This window comes from Streptomyces melanogenes (genome assembly GCF_014649795.1).
Classification (GTDB): Bacteria; Actinomycetota; Actinomycetes; order Streptomycetales; family Streptomycetaceae; genus Streptomyces; species Streptomyces noboritoensis.
The window spans coordinates 294,298-313,806 of sequence record NZ_BMTS01000008.1 but is presented as its reverse complement, the minus strand read 5'-3'; the positions used below and the strand labels follow the sequence as shown (position 1 = coordinate 313,806).

At 73.9% G+C, this 19,509-nt stretch carries 20 protein-coding genes; 10 read left to right on the top strand and 10 right to left on the bottom strand.

Translation table 11 applies throughout. The features are described 5' to 3' along the window. Positions 1 to 89: 89 nt before the first annotated feature. Complete coding sequence (locus IE252_RS19860; protein WP_190090778.1) at positions 90 to 698, bottom strand: nucleotidyltransferase family protein; 609 nt, start codon at positions 696 to 698, stop codon at positions 90 to 92. 152 nt (positions 699 to 850) lie between these two features. Here IE252_RS19860 and IE252_RS19855 point away from each other — a divergent pair, with 152 nt between their 5' ends. Beyond that, complete coding sequence (locus tag IE252_RS19855; protein WP_373298579.1) at positions 851 to 1,159, top strand: DUF5955 family protein; 309 nt, start codon at positions 851 to 853, stop codon at positions 1,157 to 1,159. 279 nt (positions 1,160 to 1,438) lie between these two features. Here IE252_RS19855 and yczR read toward each other — a convergent pair whose 3' ends face one another. Continuing rightward, positions 1,439 to 2,926, bottom strand: a complete 1,488-nt coding sequence (gene yczR, locus IE252_RS19850; RefSeq protein WP_229848592.1) for a MocR-like transcription factor YczR — start codon at positions 2,924 to 2,926, stop codon at positions 1,439 to 1,441. A gap of 237 nt (positions 2,927 to 3,163) precedes the next feature. Here yczR and IE252_RS19845 point away from each other — a divergent pair, with 237 nt between their 5' ends. Beyond that, the gene (locus IE252_RS19845; RefSeq protein ID WP_190090776.1) at positions 3,164 to 3,676 is read left to right on the top strand and encodes a universal stress protein; all 513 of its coding nucleotides are present in this window, start codon (positions 3,164 to 3,166) and stop codon (positions 3,674 to 3,676) included. 37 nt (positions 3,677 to 3,713) lie between these two features. Here the strand turns inward: IE252_RS19845 and IE252_RS19840 are convergent, their stop codons facing one another. The 5 genes from IE252_RS19840 to IE252_RS19820 all read right to left on the bottom strand — a co-directional run bounded on the left by IE252_RS19840 (position 3,714) and on the right by IE252_RS19820 (position 7,342). Further along, entirely contained in the window at positions 3,714 to 4,292 is a 579-nt protein-coding gene (locus IE252_RS19840) for a hypothetical protein (protein ID WP_190090775.1), read from the bottom strand. Positions 4,293 to 4,301: 9 nt separating this feature from the next. Further along, positions 4,302 to 5,114, bottom strand: a complete 813-nt coding sequence (locus tag IE252_RS19835; RefSeq protein ID WP_190090774.1) for a C39 family peptidase — start codon at positions 5,112 to 5,114, stop codon at positions 4,302 to 4,304. Positions 5,115 to 5,123: 9 nt separating this feature from the next. After that, positions 5,124 to 5,450 carry a hypothetical protein gene (locus IE252_RS19830; RefSeq protein WP_101390813.1) on the bottom strand — a complete coding sequence of 109 codons (327 nt, stop codon included), beginning with the start codon at positions 5,448 to 5,450 and terminating at the stop codon, positions 5,124 to 5,126. An 84-nt stretch (positions 5,451 to 5,534) separates the two neighbouring features. Beyond that, positions 5,535 to 6,176: a response regulator gene (locus tag IE252_RS19825; protein WP_229848590.1), complete on the bottom strand. Its 642-nt coding sequence runs from the start codon at positions 6,174 to 6,176 to the stop codon at positions 5,535 to 5,537. Beyond that, entirely contained in the window at positions 6,173 to 7,342 is a 1,170-nt protein-coding gene (locus tag IE252_RS19820; RefSeq protein WP_190090773.1) for a sensor histidine kinase, read from the bottom strand. Before IE252_RS19820 ends, IE252_RS19825 begins: the two co-directional genes overlap by 4 nt. Positions 7,343 to 7,475: 133 nt before the next feature. Between IE252_RS19820 and IE252_RS19815 the strand changes: the two genes are divergently transcribed. Both IE252_RS19815 and IE252_RS19810 read left to right on the top strand, forming a co-directional pair. Then, the gene (locus IE252_RS19815; protein WP_190090772.1) at positions 7,476 to 8,513 is read left to right on the top strand and encodes an ABC transporter permease; all 1,038 of its coding nucleotides are present in this window, start codon (positions 7,476 to 7,478) and stop codon (positions 8,511 to 8,513) included. Further along, positions 8,510 to 9,196: an ABC transporter ATP-binding protein gene (locus IE252_RS19810; protein ID WP_190090771.1), complete on the top strand. Its 687-nt coding sequence runs from the start codon at positions 8,510 to 8,512 to the stop codon at positions 9,194 to 9,196. Before IE252_RS19815 ends, IE252_RS19810 begins: the two co-directional genes overlap by 4 nt. 144 nt (positions 9,197 to 9,340) lie before the next feature. Here the strand turns inward: IE252_RS19810 and IE252_RS19805 are convergent, their stop codons facing one another. Further along, a complete protein-coding gene (locus IE252_RS19805; protein ID WP_190090770.1) occupies positions 9,341 to 10,141 on the bottom strand; it encodes an IclR family transcriptional regulator in 801 nt (266 codons plus the stop codon). Positions 10,142 to 10,428: 287 nt separating this feature from the next. Here IE252_RS19805 and allB point away from each other — a divergent pair, with 287 nt between their 5' ends. The 5 genes from allB to IE252_RS19780 all read left to right on the top strand — a co-directional run bounded on the left by allB (position 10,429) and on the right by IE252_RS19780 (position 16,255). Next, on the top strand, positions 10,429 to 11,766 hold the full coding sequence (allB, locus tag IE252_RS19800; protein ID WP_190090769.1) for an allantoinase AllB: 1,338 nt from the start codon (positions 10,429 to 10,431) through the stop codon (positions 11,764 to 11,766). A 4-nt stretch (positions 11,767 to 11,770) separates the two neighbouring features. Further along, complete coding sequence (gene alc / locus IE252_RS19795; protein WP_190090768.1) at positions 11,771 to 12,886, top strand: allantoicase; 1,116 nt, start codon at positions 11,771 to 11,773, stop codon at positions 12,884 to 12,886. 247 nt (positions 12,887 to 13,133) lie between these two features. Further along, the gene (locus IE252_RS19790) at positions 13,134 to 14,366 is read left to right on the top strand and encodes a sensor histidine kinase (RefSeq protein WP_190090767.1); all 1,233 of its coding nucleotides are present in this window, start codon (positions 13,134 to 13,136) and stop codon (positions 14,364 to 14,366) included. Continuing rightward, positions 14,363 to 15,043, top strand: coding sequence for a response regulator (locus IE252_RS19785; protein ID WP_190090766.1), 681 nt, complete (start codon positions 14,363 to 14,365; stop codon positions 15,041 to 15,043). Before IE252_RS19790 ends, IE252_RS19785 begins: the two co-directional genes overlap by 4 nt. A gap of 27 nt (positions 15,044 to 15,070) precedes the next feature. Next, positions 15,071 to 16,255 (top strand): cytochrome P450 family protein, encoded by a 1,185-nt coding sequence (locus IE252_RS19780; protein WP_190090765.1) that lies wholly within the window; start codon positions 15,071 to 15,073, stop codon positions 16,253 to 16,255. 10 nt (positions 16,256 to 16,265) lie between these two features. On the opposite strand, the gene IE252_RS19775 is transcribed toward IE252_RS19780, so the two are convergent. Then, positions 16,266 to 17,042 (bottom strand): hypothetical protein, encoded by a 777-nt coding sequence (locus IE252_RS19775; RefSeq protein ID WP_190090764.1) that lies wholly within the window; start codon positions 17,040 to 17,042, stop codon positions 16,266 to 16,268. A 98-nt stretch (positions 17,043 to 17,140) separates the two neighbouring features. Here IE252_RS19775 and IE252_RS19770 point away from each other — a divergent pair, with 98 nt between their 5' ends. Then, entirely contained in the window at positions 17,141 to 18,352 is a 1,212-nt protein-coding gene (locus IE252_RS19770) for a cytochrome P450 family protein (protein WP_190090763.1), read from the top strand. Between the two features lie 3 nt (positions 18,353 to 18,355). On the opposite strand, the gene IE252_RS19765 is transcribed toward IE252_RS19770, so the two are convergent. Beyond that, positions 18,356 to 19,354, bottom strand: coding sequence for a Gfo/Idh/MocA family protein (locus IE252_RS19765; RefSeq protein WP_190090762.1), 999 nt, complete (start codon positions 19,352 to 19,354; stop codon positions 18,356 to 18,358). Positions 19,355 to 19,509 lie beyond the last annotated feature (155 nt).

Here is a 19,509-nt window from a genome sequence, read left to right as displayed (position 1 = left end):
AGTTCAATGGTTTGTTGATATCGAGATTCTCCGGGTCGACAGACCGTGGCGCTCGGTGCCACCGCGTTCACTCCAGGTGTACCGGAGGATCAGTCCAGGCGCCCGAGATCGGCCGCCGTGTCGATGTCGTACGGCTCGGCCACGTCCCCGCACTCGACGAGCGTGATCTCCGGCTCGTGCTCGGCGAGATAGGCGCGCGCCCCGCGGTCGCCGCGCGCGCTCGCCGCGATCGGCCGCCAGCGGTCGGCGCCGAAGAGCACGGGGTGGCCGCGCTTTCCGTCGTACGCGGCCGCCGCGAGCGAATCCGGTGAGCGGTAGGCGGCCCTGACGCGGCCGATCGCCTCCGCGCCGATGCCGGGCTGGTCGACCAGGCTGACCAGGGCGGCGCCCGCGCCCGTCGCGGCCAGCGAGGCGAGGCCCGCGCGCAGGGAGGAGCCCATGCCCTCGGTCCACTCCGGGTTGTCGACCAGCACGCAGCCGTCGAGGTGCGCGCGGGCGCGCACCTCGGCCGCGGCGGCGCCGAGCACCACGTGCACGGTGGTGCAGCCGCCCTCGCGGAGCATCCGCACCGCGTGCTCGACCAGCGGGCGGCCCCGGTGCGTCAACAGGGCCTTGGGCCGTCCGCCGAGGCGGCGTCCGCCGCCCGCGGCCAGCAGCAGGCCCACGACCTGCGCTTCGTCCTTCGTCGTTGCTGTCATGGCCCCACGTATACCGAATGCGCCCGCCGAATTCCGTCCACACGGTGGCGCGCGCCGGGCGCGATGGCGTTAACTGGCCCGCAACTCCCGTCAGTTGACCTTCGCTGACGGGCTGTGAGCACCGGCACGAAGATGTGCGTGGGGAAGGAATTTTGTTGCGACGCGTGGAGCAGGCGCCTGTGACCGGCAGTGCGGATCCCAGGGTGGCGGGGCTGCGGGTCGCCGTGGCGCGGCTGCGGCGGGAGCTGGCGGGGTATCCCGGGGAGTTCCCCGACCGGGCCGTCGCGGAGGACGAGCTCGCGGCGCTGGACGCGATGGCGGTGTCCGGGACGCCGGAGGTACCGCGCCTGCGGCGCTCGCTGCTGCTGATCGCGGGGTCGATCGGCTCGGTGAGCGCGCTGTCCGTCGCGGTGAAGGGGGTCCGGGAGGCGGTCGACTTATTCGGCGAGCCGACGCGCTGACGCGGTGCCCGGCCTTTGTCTGCGGGCCGGTGGTGCGCTGCCCCTGTGAGGCCCGGTGTTCGTCTGCGGACCGGTGGCGGGCTGAGCGCGCAGTTCCCCGCGCGCCTGAGATGCGCCTCTTCGGGCCGCCCCCGGGGATTGCCGCGGAGCGGCATCCTTAGGGGCGCGGGGAACTGCGCGAGCAACCGACCACGATCCGCAGACAACGACGGACCCCTTCAGGGGCGCGGGGAACTGCGCGAGCAGCCCATCACCGGGTCGCAGACGAACAGGCCAGGGCTACGCCACCCAGTGCGGGCGGTCCAGTTCCCTGGGGGTCGCCGGCAGGCCCGCCGACAGAGTGGCCGCCAGGCGGCGGACCGCCTCGCGGGTCACTTCCGGTGGCATGCAGTACGGCAGGCGCAGGCGGTGCTCGTGCGTCCCGGGGTCCGCCGCGAAACGGGCCCCGCCCTGGAGCCGTACCCCATGGGCCAGCGCCGCATCGCACAGCGCCCCCGCGATGGGGCGGCCGAGGTCCACCCAGAGCGTCAGACCGCCGGGCGGCAACTGCCAGCGCCACTCGGGGAAGTGGTGAGACAGCGCCCCCGCCAGAGCCGCCCGGCGCTCGCGCATCTGTGCGAGCCGGGTCACCAGCACCTCGTCCATCCCCGGCAGCAGCTCGATCGCCACCAGCTGGTCCAGCACCGAGGACGCCATGTCCCGGTGGATCCGGGTGGCCGCCAGCTCGGTGATCAGCCGCGAACTCGCCCGCACCCACCCGATCCGCAGCCCGCCCCAGTGCGTTTTGCTCAGCGAGCCGACCGTCACCACCTGCTCCCCCTCGCCGTGGCGCGCCAGCGAGGCGAGCGGGGCGGGCGCCGGGACGTCCAGCGCCATCTCCGCCATCGTCTCGTCGACCAGCAGCCAGGTGCCGGTGGCGCGCGCCGACCGCAGTAGCCGGGCGCGCTGCTCCGGCCCCATCAGCGCGCCGGTCGGATTGTGGAAGTCCGGGATCAGATACGCGAGCCGGGGCGCGGTCTGCCGCAGTGCGCACTCCATCAGCTCGCCGTCCCAGCCGTCGTCCGTCACCGGCACCGGCGTCATGCGCAGCCCGGCGTACCGGATCGCGTCCAGACCGTTCGCGTACGACGGACTCTCGACCAGGACGCGGTCGCCGGGGCGGGCGAGGAGCCCCATCACCAGGGAGAGGGCCTGCTGGGCACCCGTGGTGACGAGGATCTGGTCGGGGAGCGTCGGCAGCCCCCGCCGCGTGTACCGCTCGGCGACGGCCGCGCGCAGCTCGGGCAGGCCCAGCGGGTGGTAGCCGGGGGTGCGCAGATGGCCGGTCAGCCGCGCACCGGCGAGCGCCAGCGCCTCGGCGTACTCGGCCTCCGGCGCGGCGGGCGCCGCCATCGCCAGGTCGATGGTGTCCGCCCCGTCCGGAAAGCTGGCCACATTGGCCGGGCGCCGGCCGGCCGGCAGCTCGGTCCAGGTGCCCGCGCCCCGACGGCTCACCGCGTACCCGCCCTCGCGCAGCAGGTCGTACGCGGCCGTCACGGTGGCCCGGCTCACTGAGAGCGCCCCGGCCAGCTCCCGCTCGGCGGGCAGCCTCGTGTGCAGCGGAATGCGCCCGTCCAACAGGAGCGTTCGGACGCCCTGGGCGAGCGCGCGATAGCCGGGGCGCTCCCCGGCGGTGGCGGCGACCAGCGTGGCCAGCTGGCGGCTGCCCAGGGTCCGGCTGCTGTCGGCCACCCCGCCCAAGGAGTGGACCGTTCCCATCCCTGCCATACCAACTCCCGTGGATTGGCCCTGCTGTCCAGGCCAATCACCCTACAGAATCCGGAGGTGTCAGCGCATTGGTCTGGAACGGCCGGAAAGGGCGAGAACCATGCAGGGCGAGGCGACGGTCACGGGCACGGTGACGGACCGGTTCGAGCGGGAGATGCAGCGGCGCCACGAGGAGGGGCAAAGGCCCCTCTCGCTCGGTCGGCTGTGGGCCCTTCGGCCGTGGAAGGGGCGGGGCAGATGAACGCGCGGCACGGCAGGCCGGGCCCCGGACGGGTGGTCGTGGGCGTGAGCGGCTCGCTCGGCAGCCTGGCCGCCCTGCGCGCGGCCGCCCAGGAGGCGCGGCGCAGCGGCCGCAGACTGGTCGCGGTGATCGCGTGGGAGCCGCCCGAGGGCGAGTACCTGTATCTGCGCCACCCCGACCGGGCGTGGGCGGCGCACTGGGAGCAGGACGCCAGGCAGCGCCTGGACGCGGCCTTCGCGGACGCGTTCGGCGGGCTGCCGCCGGGCGTCGAGGTCCGCAAGGCGGCGGTGCGCGGGCGGCCGGGGCCCGCGCTGTGCACGGTCGCGCACAGGCCGGACGACCTGCTGGTGGTGGGCGCCCGCATGGGCGCCTGGCGGACCCGGGCGCGGCGGTACGTGCTGCGGCACGCGGAGTGCCCGCTGCTGACCGTGCCGGCGCCGCGCGCCCCCAGGGGTGCGGCCCGGGAGCTGCGCCGGGCGACGGCACAGGACTTCGCGCTGCGGGTGTGAGCCCCCGGCGGCCGGGGGCTCACGAGCGCGACCCGCGTCAGCCGCCGCCCCGGTCGTCCTCCGCCTCCGGCGGCAGCACGTCCTGCGGCGCGTTCCGGGCCAGCAGCGCGAAGAGTTCGGCCGCCGGGTACGAGCGGTTCGCCTCGACGTCCGGCGGGGCCGGGGCCGCCGGGACCAAGGAGTCCGAGCCGGGCGAGTGCAGCCAGACGGCGATCAGATGGACGGCCGGCAGGTGCAGCAGCCGCACCTCCGCGTCGCCCGGCTCACGCCCGGCGGCCGCCAGCGCTGCCGCCGTCCCGGCCACAAACGGACCGTAGTTGAGCTGGCTGAAGACATGGCCGCCCGCCTCGTCCCGTACCGTCTCGGCGAGCGCCACCGGCCCCGAGTCGTGCTGGACGAGATAGCGCCAGGCGACCGGCCGGGCCCGGTCCAGGCCGCCCGGCAGATCGCCGAGCCCGATCACGTACATCTGGAGCGGATGCGCCAGCCGGAGCTCGTCGGCCGTGGCGGGCAGCAGTGTCGCGGTGCGGACCCGGCCGAGGCCCGCGAGGAGCTCGACCCCGGCCTCGGCGGCCGAGCGCGACTCCTGGGGTGGCTGCGGTACTTGAAGCGCCATGGTCCGTCCCTATGCCCGGGTGTAGTAGCTGTGGGTCCAGGTTCCACTGCCCTGGTAGTTGGTCGCGAGCGTGTTGTAGACCTGGTCGGAGCGGCCGTAGATCGGGTCGTCGACGGCCACGATCGCGTCCGAGCCGCTCAGCGGCGCGTCCACGCCCATCGCGGTCAGGAAGTGCCCGCCGCCCGTCGACCAGCCGATCCGCACGCACAGCGGGCGGCCCGCCTTGATCTCGGACTCGACGGTCGCGAAGTCCACCCGGTTGCCGACCATCCGGTCGAGGTGGCCGACGATCCTCAGCGGATTGTCCAGCGGCTGCTGCGAGTTGCAGCCCGCCCCGCTCGCCCCGCCGCCGCAGCAGTCGGTGCGCCCGGTCTGCGAGTTGGCCACCGCGCACTGCGTCCAGGTGCTGCCCGCGTTGTAGAAGAGCGCGATGCTGGTCGACACGGCCGCCCAGCACCAGTTGGTCTGCTGCTGCGCCTGCATCGCGAAGGCGAGGCGGCCGCCGTCCCACAGCCGGTAGACCGGCTTGTCGTCCAGGACCGTGATGTCGGTGACGATGTGCAGCGGCGCGCCCCAGTCGACGGTGACCACGAAGGTCACCCCGTGGTTGGGGTCGTACGGCGGGGAGTGCGGGCTGATGTTGCTGACCCGCACCGGCGCCGCGCCCACGAACCGGGGGCTGTGCTTGAGGTCGTTGGGGTCGACGCTGTACTCGGACACCGTGACCACGACCGTCGAGTCGTGGTCGATGATGCCCCAGTTGAAGTTCAGCGCGGTACGGCCCTGGAGGCCGGCCCAGTACTGGCGTGCGGTACGCGGCATCGGCCCCCCTCAGCCGTTCTGGTACTCGATGGCGACCGGCGGGCCGTCCAGGACCGTGATGTCCGTGACGATGTGCAGCGGCGCGCCCCACTCCACGTTGACCGTGAACGTGACGCCGTGGTTGGGGTCGTAGGGCGGCGAGTGCGGGCTGATGTTCTCCACCGTGATCGTGGCGGCGCCGACGAACCGGGGGCTGTGCCGGGGATCGTTGTTGTCCACGCTGTACTCGGACGCGGTGACGATCACCGTGGAGTCGTGGTTGATGATGCCCCAGTTGAAGTTGAGTCTGGTGCGTCCTTGCAGATTCCACCAGTACTGGCGGGCTGTCTGTGGCATACGGGGCCTCCGCGCGGGTCAGGCCGGACACATGCCGCTTGCATGCCCGTTCGGGGCGCCCGTGACGCGTGGGCGTAGAGGAAATCAGCCCGGCTGCCGGATCAGCCGGCGCGCGCCGGCCGCCGCGACCGCCGCCGTGCGCGACTCCACTCCCAGCTTTGCGTAAATATGGACGAGATGGGACTTGACGGTCGCCTGGCTCAGGAAGAGCCGCTTGCTGATCTGGAGGTTGGAGAGCCCGTCGCCGACCAGTTGCAGCACTTCGAGCTCCCGGCGGGTGAGCGCCTCGGCCGGGGTGCGCATCCGGTCCATCAGCCGGTGCGCCACCGCCGGGGCGAGCGCCGACTGCCCGGCCGCCGCCGTCCGCACGGCCGCCGCCAGCTCCTCCGGCGGCGCGTCCTTGAGCAGGTACCCGGCCGCGCCCGCCTCCACGGCCGCCAGGATGTCGGCGTCCGTGTCGTACGTGGTGAGGACGAGCACCCGGGGCGCGCCCGGCCGCGCGGTGATCGCGGCGGTGGCGGCCGAGCCGTGCATCCCGGCGCCGAACTGAAGGTCCATCAGCACCACGTCGAAGCCGCCCGAGGCCGCCAGCTCCACCGCCCGCTCGGCGGTCGCGGCCTCCCCGGCCACCGTGAAGTCCGGCTCGGTGTCCAGGACGGCCCGCAGCCCCGCCCGTACGATCGGGTGGTCGTCGGCGAGCAGCAGTCTGATCGGCTCGGCGGTCACCGGGCGCTCCCTTCCCGTACCGGCAACGGCAGGGTGATCGCGACCGCCGTGCCCTGGCCCGGCGCCGACTCGACGCTCAGGGTGCCGCCCAGCGAACGGGCCCGCGACCGCATCGCCGGGAGCCCGAAGCCGCCGGTGCCGGACGGGCGCTCGCGGCCCGGGTCGAAGCCCTTGCCGTCGTCGACGACATCCAGTGCCACCGAGGTGTCCATGAAGCTCAGCGTGATCTCCGCGCGCCCGGCCGCCGCGTGCTGGACCGTGTTGGCGAGCGCCGACTGGGCGATCCGCAGCAGCGCGACCTCGTACGGCGTGGGCAGCTCGACCGGGGTGCCGCTCACCCCGAACTGCACGGCGGGGCCGGGCGTCGAGGCGCACAGCCGCTCCAGGGCGCCGGGCAGCGAGGCCCGCTCCAGGCCGGGCGGGGTCAGCGCCCGGACGAACCGGCGGGCCTCCGCCAGGTTGTCCTGGGCGGCCGCGCGGGCCTGCTCGACGTGCGTACGGGCAGGGTCGTCCGGTGCGAGCGCGCGCTCGGCGGCGCGCAGCAGGAGCTGGATGGAGGACAGGCCCTGCGCCAGCGTGTCGTGGATCTCCCGGGCGAGGCGCTCGCGCTCGGCCAGGGTGCCCGCCGCGCGCTCCGCCTCGGCGAGCTCGGCCCGGGTCGACACCAGCTCCTCGATCAGCTCGCGCCGCCGCTCGCTCTCCCGGTACAGCGCGTCGTAGCCGAACACGGTCGCCACCGCGACGGCCCCGCCGAGGACCGGCCCGATGAAGGTGCCGGGCGTGACCTGCTCGCCGTGGAACAGGAAGCTCGCGATGGCCGCGCCCGCCGTCGCCGCCACGGCGGGCAGGCCCCAGCGTCGCGGCAGCAGGTGCAGCTGGAGGAAGTAGAGGGGGAAGGCCACCCACAGGGCGTCCGGCGACAGCGCGAGCAGCACCAGCCAGACACCGCAGAGCACCCCGAGCCAGCCGGCGCCCGGGCCCGTGCGGGGCCGCACGGCGGGCGTCAGCACCCCCGCCGCGTACACGGCCGCCATCGCGCCCGCCGCCGCCAGGACCGCCGCGTCGCCCACCGACCGGGCCGCGACCAGCGCGAGCAGCCCGGCGAGCAGCGCGTGCAGACACAGGCGCAGCAGCCGGGATACGGGGGTGTGGGGGCGGGGGTCCATAGGTCTTCCAGCGTAAGCGGGCCCGGCCCCGGCCCGGTCAACCGAAAGTTTGATGTGCGGATCCGTCCTTCGATCCGGTCGATGTGTGCTGTGGCGCGATGTCCCGGCGGCCCCGGGCCGCAAGGCTGGAGCCATGTTCGTCGCATGGAGAGACCTCCGGTTCGCCAAGGGCCGGTTCGCGCTGATGGGCACGGTGGTGGTGCTCATTACCCTGCTCGTCGGCCTGCTGTCCGGGCTGACCGCCGGGCTCGCCCGGGACAACACCTCGGCCGTGGTGGGCCTGCCCGCCGACCGGCTCGCCTTCGCGGCGCCGCCCGGCGGCCGTGCGGTCTCGTTCACCAGCTCGGTCCTGGGCCCGTCGGTGTGGGAGGGGTGGGGCAGGGTGCCGGGGGTGCGGGGCGCCGAGCCGATCGCGATCTCCACGGTGAACGCGAAGGCGGGGGAGCGGACGGAGGCGGTGTCGGTGTTCGCCGTCCGTCCCGGCTCCGCTCTGGCTCCGGTACGAGAGGGGGCCGTGGTCCTTTCGCGGGGCGCGGCGGACAAGCTGCGGGCGGCGGTGGGGGAAGCGGTCGTCGTCAACGGTCGCTCGTTGACGGTGTCGGCGGTGCGCGGCGAGGACTCGTACAGCCACACCCCGGTCGTCTGGACGGCGCTCGCTCCCGGGGCCCCGGCCACAGTGGTGGCCCTCACCCTCGGCGACGGCGTGGACCTCGCGGCGGCGGACCGGGCCCTGGGCACCACGACGCGCACCCCGGACGGCGCGCTCTCGGCGCTGCCGTCCTACAAGGCCGAGAACGGTTCGCTCCAGCTGATGCGCGGCTTCCTCTTCGGCATCTCGGCGCTGGTGGTGGGCGCGTTCTTCACGGTGTGGACGATCCAGCGCAGCGGGGACATCGCGGTCCTCAAGGCGCTCGGCGCTTCCACGCCCTATCTGCTGCGGGACGCGCTCGGGCAGGCCGTGCTGATGCTGTGCGCGGGGACGGCGGCCGGGACGGGGCTCGCGGCGGCGGTCGGCGGGCTGGTCGAGGGCGCGGTGCCGTTCGTGCTCGACGTGCGCACCACGCTGGTGCCCGCGCTCGTCCTGATCGGCCTCGGCGTGCTCGGCGCCGCCCTGTCCATCCGGCGGATCACCGCCGTCGACCCGCTGACCGCGCTGGGGAGTGCCCGATGACCGCGCTGCTGCTGGACCGTGTGACGCTGACCTACCCGGACGGGGACGGGCGGCTCACCGCGCTCGACGAGGTGTCCCTGGCGGTGCCGCCCGGCACGCTCACGGCGTGCGTCGGGCCGTCCGGGTCGGGCAAGTCCAGTCTGCTCGCCGTGGCCGCGACGCTGATCGCGCCCGACCGGGGGCGGGTGGTGCTCGCCGGGGCGGAGACGGGGGAGCTGAGTGCGGCCGAGCGGGCGGTGCTGCGGCGCGAGCGCGTGGGGATCGTCTTCCAGCAGCCGAACCTGCTGCCGTCGCTGACGGCGGCGGAGCAGCTCCAGGTGATGGCGCATCTGGCGGGCCGGGCCCCTGGGGCCGCCCGGGCGCGGGCCCTCGAACTGCTGGACGCGGTCGGCCTCGCGGACCGGGCGGACCGGCGTCCGCATCAGCTGTCCGGGGGACAGCGGCAGCGGGTGAACATCGCTCGGGCGCTGATGAATGCGCCGTCGGTGCTGCTGGTGGACGAGCCGACGAGCGCGCTCGATCACGCGCGGGGGGCGTCTGTGCTGGACCTGCTGGTCCGGCTCACCCGGGAGCGGGGGACGGCGACCGTGCTCGTCACCCACGACGTGGCCCACCTGTCGCGGGTGGATCACGTGGTGGAGATGGCGGACGGGAGGTTGGGTGTGGGGCGCGTGGTCGGCTGACGGTTGTCGGTGGCTGGTCGCGCAGTTCCCCGCGCCCCTAAGAATGCCGCTGCGCGGCAATCCCCTGGGCGGCCCGGAGGGGCGCATCTTTAGGGGCGCGGGGAACTGCGCGACCAGCCCACCACCGGGCCGCACCCGAATCGCTCAGCCCTGCCCCGTGTTCGCCAGCGCCGCCGACAGTTCCTCCGCGATCCCCTGCAGGATCGGGACGATCTTCTCCGTGGCCGCCTCCGTCACGCGGCCCGCCGGGCCCGAGATGGAGATGGCGGCGGCGGTGGGGGAGTTCGGTACCGACACCGCGAGGCAGCGGACTCCTATTTCCTGCTCGTTGTCGTCGACCGCGTACCCCGCGTGCCGCACCTGCTCCAGCGCGTCGAGGAAGCCCTCGGGCGTGGTGATCGTCTTCTCGGTCGCGGCGGGCATGCCGGTGCGGGCGAGCAGCGCCCGGACCTCCTCCGGCGGGGTGTGCGCGAGGAGCGCCTTGCCCACGCCCGTGGAGTGCGGCAGCACCCGTCGGCCCACCTCGGTGAACATCCGCATGGAGTGCTTGGAGGGGACCTGGGCGACGTACACGATCTCGTCCCCGTCGAGCAGCGCCATGTTCGCCGTCTCGCCGGTCTCCTCGACCAGACGGGCCAGATACGGCCGCGCCCAGGTGCCGAGCAGCCGCGACGCGGACTCGCCGAGGCGGATCAGCCGCGGGCCCAGCGCGTACCGCCGGTTGGCCTGCTGGCGTACGTAACCGCAGGCCACCAGCGTGCGCATCAGACGGTGGATGGTCGGCAGGGGGAGGCCGCTGCTGGCGGAGAGCTCGCTGAGGCCGACCTCGCCCCCGGCGTCGGCCATCCGCTCCAGAAGGTCGAAGGCGCGCTCGAGGGACTGGACGCCACCGCTCGCGGCGGATGGCTTGGAGGCGTCGGTGGTGCTGGCGCTGGACGTCGGCACGGCGCGGTCCTTTCAGCTGGCAGGCGAGGCAGCAGCCTACCTGTGTGTTCTTCGCCGTACAGTGCGTACGTAGGGAGTCCTTGCCGGTCAGAGCGGGTTTGTCCGTTCCGGTGGGGCACCCCGTGGCGATAGCTACATTCTGGGAAGTGAAAGTCTAATTCCATTCTGTGGAAACCTCCAAGACCCACGCCGTTGGCCGTCACCGGACCCGGGGCACCCTTGACGGCTCCCTGATCGGCGTGAAGACTCCTTCAACAGTTCGTTGAATTTCGCTGGAAGGGGCTCGGGTGTCCGACGTCAACCTGGTACTGCGCTCGTCGCGCGTCATCACGCCCGACGGCACCCGCCCTGCCTCGGTCGCCGTCGCCGGCGGGGTGATCGACGCCGTACTGCCGTACGACGCCGAGGTGCCCGCCGGGGCGCGCCTGGAGGACTTCGGCGACGACGTGCTGCTGCCGGGCCTCGTCGACTGCCATGTGCACGTGAACGACCCGGGCCGCACGGAGTGGGAGGGCTTCTGGACCGCCACCCGGGCCGCTGCCGCCGGTGGCATCACCACCCTCGTCGACATGCCCCTCAACTCCCTGCCGCCGACCACCACGGTCGCGAACCTCCGCGTCAAGCAGGAGGTCGCCCGCGCCAAGGCGCACGTGGACGTCGGTTTCTGGGGCGGCGCGCTGCCCGACAACGTCAAGGACCTGCGGCCGCTCCACGACGCCGGGGTCTTCGGCTTCAAGGCGTTCCTGTCGCCCTCCGGCGTGGAGGAGTTCCCCGAGCTGAACCAGGACCAGCTGGCCCAGTCGCTCGCCGAGATCGCGGGCTTCGACGGGCTGCTGATCGTGCACGCCGAGGACCCGCACGAGCTGGCGGCCGCGCCGCAGACGCCCGGCCCCAAGTACGCCGACTACCTGGCCAGCCGTCCGCGCGTCTCCGAGAACACCGCCATCGAGTCCCTGATCGCCGCCGCGAAGCGGGTCGGCGCCCGGGTGCACATCCTGCACCTGTCGTCCTCCGACGCGCTGCCGGTGATCGCCGCCGCCAAGCGCGAGGGCGTCCGGCTCACCGTCGAGACCTGTCCGCACTACCTCACGCTCACCGCCGAGGAAGTCCCGGACGGCGCCAGCGAGTTCAAGTGCTGTCCGCCGATCCGCGAGGCCGCCAACCAGGACCTGCTGTGGGCGGCGCTCGCCGACGGCACCATCGACTGCGTCGTCACCGACCACTCGCCGTCCACCGCCGACCTCAAGACCGACGACTTCGCCACCGCCTGGGGCGGCATCTCCGGCCTCCAGCTCAGCCTCTCCGCCGTCTGGACCGAGGCGCGCCGGCGCGGCCACACCCTGGAGGACGTGGTGCGCTGGATGTCCTCCGCCACCGCCTCGCTGGTCGGCCTGGACCGCAAGGGCGCCATCGAGGCCGGCCGCGACGCCGACTTCGCCGTGCTCGCCCCCGACGCGACCTTCACCGTCGACCCGGCGGAACTCCAGCACCGCAACCGCGTCACCGCGTACGCGGGCAAGACCCTGCACGGTGTCGTCAAGTCGACCTGGCTGCGCGGCGAGCGCATCCAGGAGAACGGCACCCTCACCGAGCCCACCGGCCGCCTGCTCGAAAGGAACAACTGAAACCGTGAGCGAGATCCCTTCCTTCACCGGTGACGCCAGCCCCTACGGCGGCGGCGACCCGTACGCGGACTACCGCACCGCCGACTTCCCGTTCACGCAGTACGCCGACCTCGCCGACCGGCGCCTGGGCGCGGGCGTCATCGCCGCCAACGACGAGTTCTTCGCCGAGCGCGAGAACCTCCTCAAGCCCGACGCCGCCGAGTTCGACCCCGAGCACTTCGGCCACAAGGGCAAGATCATGGACGGCTGGGAGACCCGCCGCCGCCGAGGCGTCTCGGCCGCCGTGCCGCACCCCACCGAGGACGACCACGACTGGGCGCTCGTACGCCTCGGCGCCCCCGGCGTGGTGCGCGGCATCGTCGTCGACACCGCCCACTTCCGGGGCAACTACCCGCAGGCCGTCTCCGTCGAGGCCACCTCGGTGGCGGGCTCCCCGTCGCCCGAGGAGCTGCTCGCCGACGACGTGAAGTGGGTGACCCTGGTACCGCGTACGGCGGTCGGCGGCCACGCGGCCAACGGGTTCGCCGTCGACGTCGAGCAGCGCTTCACGCACCTGCGCGTCAACCAGCACCCGGACGGGGGCATCGCCCGGCTGCGCGTGTACGGCGAGGTCGCCCCGGACCCGGAGTGGCTCGCCGTGCTCGGCACCTTCGACCTCGCGGCGCTGGAGAACGGCGCCCAGGTCGAGGACGCCTCGGACCGCTTCTACTCGCCCGCCACCAACACCATCCAGCCGGGCCGCTCCCGCAAGATGGACGACGGCTGGGAGACCCGCCGCCGCCGCGACAAGGGCAACGACTGGATCCGCTACCAGCTGGTGGCGCAGTCCGAGATCCGCGCGGTCGAGATCGACACCGCGTACCTCAAGGGCAACTCGGCGGGCTGGGCGGCGCTCTCGGTGCGCGACGGCGAGTCGGGCGAGTGGCGCGAGATCCTGCCCCGCACCCGGCTGCAGCCCGACACCAACCACCGGTTCGTGCTCGACGCCCCGGCGGTCGCCACGCACGTGCGCATCGACATCTTCCCCGACGGCGGCATCTCCCGCCTGCGTCTGTTCGGCTCGCTCACGAGCGACGGCGCGGCGCGGCTGAACGCCCGCCACCAGGAGCTGGGCGGCTGACGACACCCGCCCCTGCGCGGAGCGCCCCGGCCGACAGCACCGGGGCGCTCCGCGCCCCTTAGGGGCGCGGGGAACTGCGCGACCAGCCACAGACGGCCCGCAGCCAAACCACCACACTCCCTGCGGAGCGCCCCGCGTCGGCCTTCCGGCTCGTCCGGCGCGGCGAAAGTCTCGACCCGTACGACTTTGGTAGCGCGCCCCCGGCGGAACCCGCCACGCCACCCCTGACCTGCGTAGCTTGGGTGGCATGAACCGCGCTGGTCCCGAGTACCGCTGGCTGCTGCCCTCCGCCGTCGTCGCCCCCGAGCTGCCGGGCGACCGGCCCGAGGGGCGTGCGCCGCGCCGTACCGTACGGGACTGGGTCGTCGACACCTGCGCGTTCCTCTGCGCCGCGCTGATCGGCGTGCTCGCCGCCGACGCCATGAACCAGGCGTCCGACTACCCCGAGCCCCTTCAGGCGGTCGACCAGCTGGTGGGGGCCGTCGCCTGCTGCGCGGTCTGGCTGCGCAGGCGGTGGCCCGTACAGCTCGCGGCCGTGCTGGTCGCCGTCACCACCGTGGCGCCGGTCGCCTCCGGGGCGCTGCTCGTCGCCCTGTTCAGCCTGGCCGTGCACCGGCCGCTCAAGCCCGCCGTCGCGCTCGTCGGCACCGCCGCCGTGGCCAGCGCCGTGCTCCAGCCGGTGGTCCGCCCCGACCCGCACACCGGCCTGCTGGCCAACGCGATCACCGGCACCGTGATGGTCCTCCTCTCCACGGGCTGGGGCATGCTCGTGCGCGCCCGGCGCCAGCTCGTCGTGGCGCTGCGGGAGCGGGCCGTGCGCGCCGAGGCGGAGGCGGCGCTGCGGGCCGAGAACGCCCAGCGGCTCGCCCGCGAGGCCATCGCCCGCGAGATGCACGACGTGCTGGCCCACCGGCTCACCCTGCTCAGCGTGCACGCGGGCGCCCTGGAGTTCCGCCCCGACGCGCCCCCGGCCGAGGTCGCCCGCGCCGCCGGGGTCATCCGCGACAGCGCCCACGAGGCCCTGCAGGACCTGCGCCAGATCATCGGCGTGCTGCGCAGCCCCGACGAGGGCGCCGAGGACCGGCCCCAGCCGACGCTGGCGACCCTGGACGCGCTGGTCGCCGAGTCCCGCGAGGCCGGGATGAAGGTCACCCTGGACAGCCGGATCGGGGATCCCGACGGCGTCCCGGCGGCCACCGGGCGCAACGCCTACCGCATCGCCCAGGAGGCCCTCACCAACGCCCGCAAGCACGCTCCCGGCGCCGAGGTCACCGTGACCGTCAACGGCCGCCCGGGGGACGGACTCACCGTCGAGGTGCGCAACCCGGCGCCCGTCGGCGACGTACCGAAGGTGCCCGGGTCGGGGCAGGGGCTGATCGGGCTGACCGAGCGCGCCACGCTCGCGGGCGGCCGCCTGGAGCACGGGCGCACGCCCGGTGGCGGGTTCGAGGTCCGCGCCTGGCTACCGTGGCCCTCATGACCATCCGCCTCCTGGTCGTCGACGACGACCCCCTCGTCCGCGCGGGACTCACCTTCATGCTCGGCGGCTCCGACGACCTGGAGATCGTGGGGGAGGCCTCCGACGGCTCCCAGGTCGAGGAGTTGACCGACCGGCTGCGCCCGGACGTGGTCCTGATGGACATCCGGATGCCCAGCGTCGACGGGCTCACCGCCACCGAGACCCTGCGCGCCCGCCCCGACGCCCCCGAGGTCATCGTCCTGACCACCTTCCACGCCGACGAGCAGGTGGTACGGGCGCTGCGCGCGGGGGCCGCCGGGTTCGTCCTGAAGGACACCGCGCCCGCCGAGATCGTCGCCGCCGTACGCCGGGTGGCGGCGGGCGAGCCGGTGCTCTCCCCGGCCGTCACCCGCCAGCTGATGCACCAGGTCGCGGGTGCGCCGGAGGGCTCCGACGACCGGGCGGCCCGGGCCCGGGCGCGGATCGGGCAACTCGCCGAGCGGGAGCGGGAGGTGGCGGTCGCCGTCGGCCGGGGCCAGTCGAACGCGGAGATCTCCGCCGCCCTCTTCCTCAGCGTGCCGACGGTGAAGACCCACGTCTCGCGCGTGCTGGCCAAGCTGGACCTCAACAACCGTGTCCAGATCGCGCTGCTCGTCCACGACGCCGGGCTGCTCGACGAGGACGGCGACGTACGCTGAATCGAACAACCGGAGGGGGAACAGAGCATGCCGCTCGTCGATCTGCGCGACCACGAGGACTTCACCGCCAACCCGTATCCGTACTACGCGAAGCTGCGCGCCGAGGGGCCGGTGCACCGCGTCCGCACCCATGAGACGGACGAGGTCTGGCTGATCGTCGGACACGACGAGGCGCGGGCCGCGCTCGCCGACGCCCGCTTCTCCAAGGACTGGCGGGCGATCGCCGAGGGGGACTACGAGTTCACCGCGGTCAGCGCCAACATGCTGGACTCGGACCCGCCGCAGCACACCCGGCTGCGCAAGCTGGTGGCCCGCGAGTTCACCTCGCGCCGGATCGCGGCGCTGCGCCCGCGCGTCCAGGAGATCACCGACGGGCTGCTCGACACCATGCTGGCCGCGCCCGGCCGCACGGCCGACCTGGTCGACTCGTTCGCCTTCCCGCTGCCGATCACGGTCATCTGCGAGCTCCTCGGCGTGCCGGACCTGGACCGGGAGACCTTCCGCAGACTCTCCAACGAGGCCGTCGCGCCCACCGAGAACGACGGGACGAACGCCTCCATGCTGGAGATGGGCGCCTACCTGGTGCAGCTCATCGAGGACAAGCGCGCCACCGCCCCCGCCGACGACCTGATGAGCGCGCTGATCCGCACCCGGCACGAGGACGGCGACCAGCTCTCCCCGGACGAGCTCATCGGCATGGCTTTCCTGCTCCTCGTCGCGGGCCACGAGACCACCGTCAACCTCATCTCCAACGGGGTACGGGCGCTGCTCGCGCACCCCGAGCAACTGGCCGCGCTGCGCGCCGACTTCGACGGGCTGATCGACGGCGCGATCGAGGAGATGCTGCGCTACGACGGCCCGGTGGAGACCGCCACGTACCGGTTCACCAAGGAGGCCGTCGAGTGCGGCGGCACGGTCATCCCCGCCGGGGCGGCCGTCCTCGTCGCCCTCGCCTCCGCCGGGCGCGACCCGGCCCGCCACCCCGACCCGGACCGCTTCGACATCCGCCGCACCCCGCAGAGCCACCTCGGCTTCGGGCACGGCATCCACTACTGCCTGGGCGCCCCGCTCGCCCGGATGGAGGGCCGCATCGCGATCCGTACGCTCCTGGAGCGCGCCCCCGGCCTCGAACTCGCCCTGGACGGGGGCTCGCTGGAGTGGCTGCCGGGGATGCTCATCCGGGGTGTGCGCCATCTGCCGGTGCGCTGGTGAGGCCAGGCGCTCACGCCTTGCGGGCGGCCGCCGCCCTGCGCCGGTGCTCGCCGCGCAGCACCAGGGCCGGCCACTCGTCGCCGTACGCGCCGCACGCCGAGACCGACCACAGCGACCACTGCTGCGGCACCGAGTAGTACGGCACCAGCAGCCGCGCGGTGCGCAGCCGGGACACCTTCACCGGGAGAAGCGCGGGCAGCACGTCCGGCTGCTGGCCCGCCAGGATCGCCTTGCGGCAGGACGGGCAGGCGGGACGGCGGTCGGCCGCCGCCTCGCGCGGCCCGGTCCGGCGCCGGGCCCGCTGCCGGTGCTGCTTGCGCGCGGGCGGCCCGCCGCTCTCGGCCGCCGCGTGCAGCGGGTTGTAGTAGCAGCGCTCGGGCGGCCTGGGCACCGGCTGCCCCGCTCGGCGGGCGTGCAGCGCGGCGAACCTGACCAGGGCGCGCTCGGCCAGGACCGCGGCGGCGGCCAGGTCCGGCAGGTCGGCCGCCTCGTCCAGGAGCTTGCCCGCGGCCTGGAAGGCGTCGAGCACCCACGCGTAGTCGCGCCCGTCCCGGGCGTCCCCGCCGGGCCTCGGCGCGTCCGGACCGCCCCGGCCGACCGGGAGTTCGGCCGCCCGCAGCACGTCGCCGACGGCCGTGACCCGGGCCGACACCAGCCGCTCCAGGCGCTCGCGGGCCGTCTCCCACTCGTCGAGGACCCGCTGCTGCTCCTCCTTCGACGGTTCCCACGTCCGCTGTGCGGGCATGCCCGGACGCAGCGCCCCCATGAACCACCAACGCCTCAGCACCGCGCCTCCCCTCGCTGCGACCAGGGTAGAAGCCCTCGAAGCTACTGGAGAGTTAGGGTGAGCCGCTCCGTCACGACGCCCTGAAAGGACCTGCGTTGATGACCAGCGAAGCCACTGAGGACGCCGTGGTCGATCTCGCCGCTCTCGGCGACGGGTTCACCCGCGACCCCTACTCCGTCTACGCCGGGCTGCGCGAGCGCGGCCCGGTGCACCGCGTCCGGATGCCCGAGGGCGCCGACGCCTGGCTCGTCGTCGGCTACGAGGCGGGTCGCGCCGCCCTCGCCGACCCGCGTCTGTCCAAGGAGTGGCGCAACGCCGACCCGGACCTCGGGGTGAAGGCGGTCGCCTCCGGCACCACCATGCTCAGCTCCGACGCCCCCGCCCACACCCGGCTGCGCAAGCTGGTGACCCGGGAGTTCACCCCGCGCCGCGTCGAGCTGCTCGCCCCGCGCATCCAGGAGATGACGGACGCGCTGCTCGACGCCATGCTGGAGCGGCCGGACCGCCGGGCGGACCTCGTCGAGGCGCTCTCCTTCCCGCTGCCGATCACCGTCATCGGCGAGCTGCTCGGGGTGCCCGCCCTCGACCAGGACAGCTTCCGCGAGTGGTCCAACACCTCCATATCCGCGCCCGTCCTCGCCGACCGGATGGCGGCCGCCAAGGCCATGTCGGAGTATCTGACCGCGCTCCTGGAGAGCAAGCGCGAGCGGCCCGGCGACGACCTGATGAGCGCGCTGATCACCACGGCCGACGAGGACGGCGACCGGCTGTCGGGCCCCGAACTGCTCGGCATGGCCTGGCTGCTCCTGGTCGCGGGCCACGAGACGACCGTCAACCTGATCTCCAACGGCGTCCTCGCACTGCTCGGCAATCCGGATCAACTGGCCGATCTGCGATCCGACTTCGACGGGCTGATCGACAACGCGGTGGAGGAGATGCTGCGCTACGACGGCCCGGTCGAGACCCCGACGTACCGCTTCACCACCGAGCCGGTCGACATCGCCGGGACGGTGGTCCCCGGCGGCGGCCAGCTCGTCCTGGTCGCCATGGCCGACGCCAACCGCGACCCGGCCAAGTACGCCGAGCCGTCCCGCTTCGACATCCGGCGCGACGCCCGCGGCCATGTGGCCTTCGGGCACGGCATCCACTACTGCCTGGGCGCGCCGCTGGCCCGCCTGGAGGCGCGGATCGCCATCCGCTCGCTCCTGGAGCGCTGTCCCGACCTGGCGCTCGACATCCATCCGGCGGCGCTGACCTGGCGTTCGGGGATGCTGGTGCGCGGCCCGGAGAGCCTGCCGGTCAGCTGGTGAACCTCAGTCGGTGAACTCCGCGACGGCGACCGGGCGGCGCTCGTGCCGCGAGCGCTCGCACGCCTCGGCGACGCGCAGCGCGTGCAGCGCCTCCCGGCCGTCGCAGGGGTTCGCCAGCTCGCCCCGCACGACTCGCACGAACGCGTCGAGCTCGGCCCGGTAGGCGGGGGCGAACCGCTCCAGGAAGCCGGGCCAGGGCTTCCCGGCGGGCTCGGGCGCCCCGGGTTCGGCCGAGGTCAGCGGCGTGCGCTCGCCGAGCCCCACCGCCAGCTGGTCACGGTCCCCGGCGAGCTCCATCCGTACGTCGTACCCGGCGCCGTTGCATCGGGTCGCCGTCGCCGTGGCGAGGGTGCCGTCGTCGAGGGTGAGAAGGGCCGCGGCCGTGGAGACGTCCCCGGCCTCGCGGAACATGGCGGGCCCGGCGTCCGAGCCCATCGCGTACACCTCGACGACCTCGCGGCCGGTCACCCACCGCAGACTGTCGAAGTCGTGGACCAGGCAGTCCCGGTAGAGGCCGCCGGAGAGCGGCAGATACGCGGCGGGCGGCGGCGCCGGATCCGAGGTGACCGCCCGTACGGTGTGCAGCCGCCCCAGCTCACCGGCCCGGACCCGCGCGCGGGCCGCCGCGTATCCGGCGTCGAAGCGCCGCATGAACCCGATCTGCAGGACCGTCCCCGCGCTCTCCACCTCGTCCAGGGCCGCCAGCGTCCCGGCCAGGTCGAGGGCGATCGGCTTCTCGCAGAAGGCGGGGAGCCCGGCCCGGGCAGCCCGGGCGATCAGACCGGCGTGCGCTGCGGTCGCCGAGGCGATCACCACCGCGTCCGGGCCGCCCGCGAAGAGCTCGTCGACCGTGGCGGCCGTAGCCCCGGTCCGCCCCGCGGCCTCGGCGGCCCGCGCGGGGTCGGCGTCGGCGACGACGAGCTCGCTGACCGAGGGATGGCGGGCCAGTACCTCCGCGTGGAAGGAGCCGATACGTCCCGTTCCGATGAGTCCGATACGCATGGCCAAAAGGTGACGGTGCCCGCACGTCCTGTCAAGAGTTTGTCCTGACAATCAGACTTCACGACTTCCCGTCAACATGGCCCGCGCACTACGCTCACCCCGTGTCCAAGCAGCCCAGAACCGTGCCGGATCCCGCCGTGCCGCTCCAGCTCAGC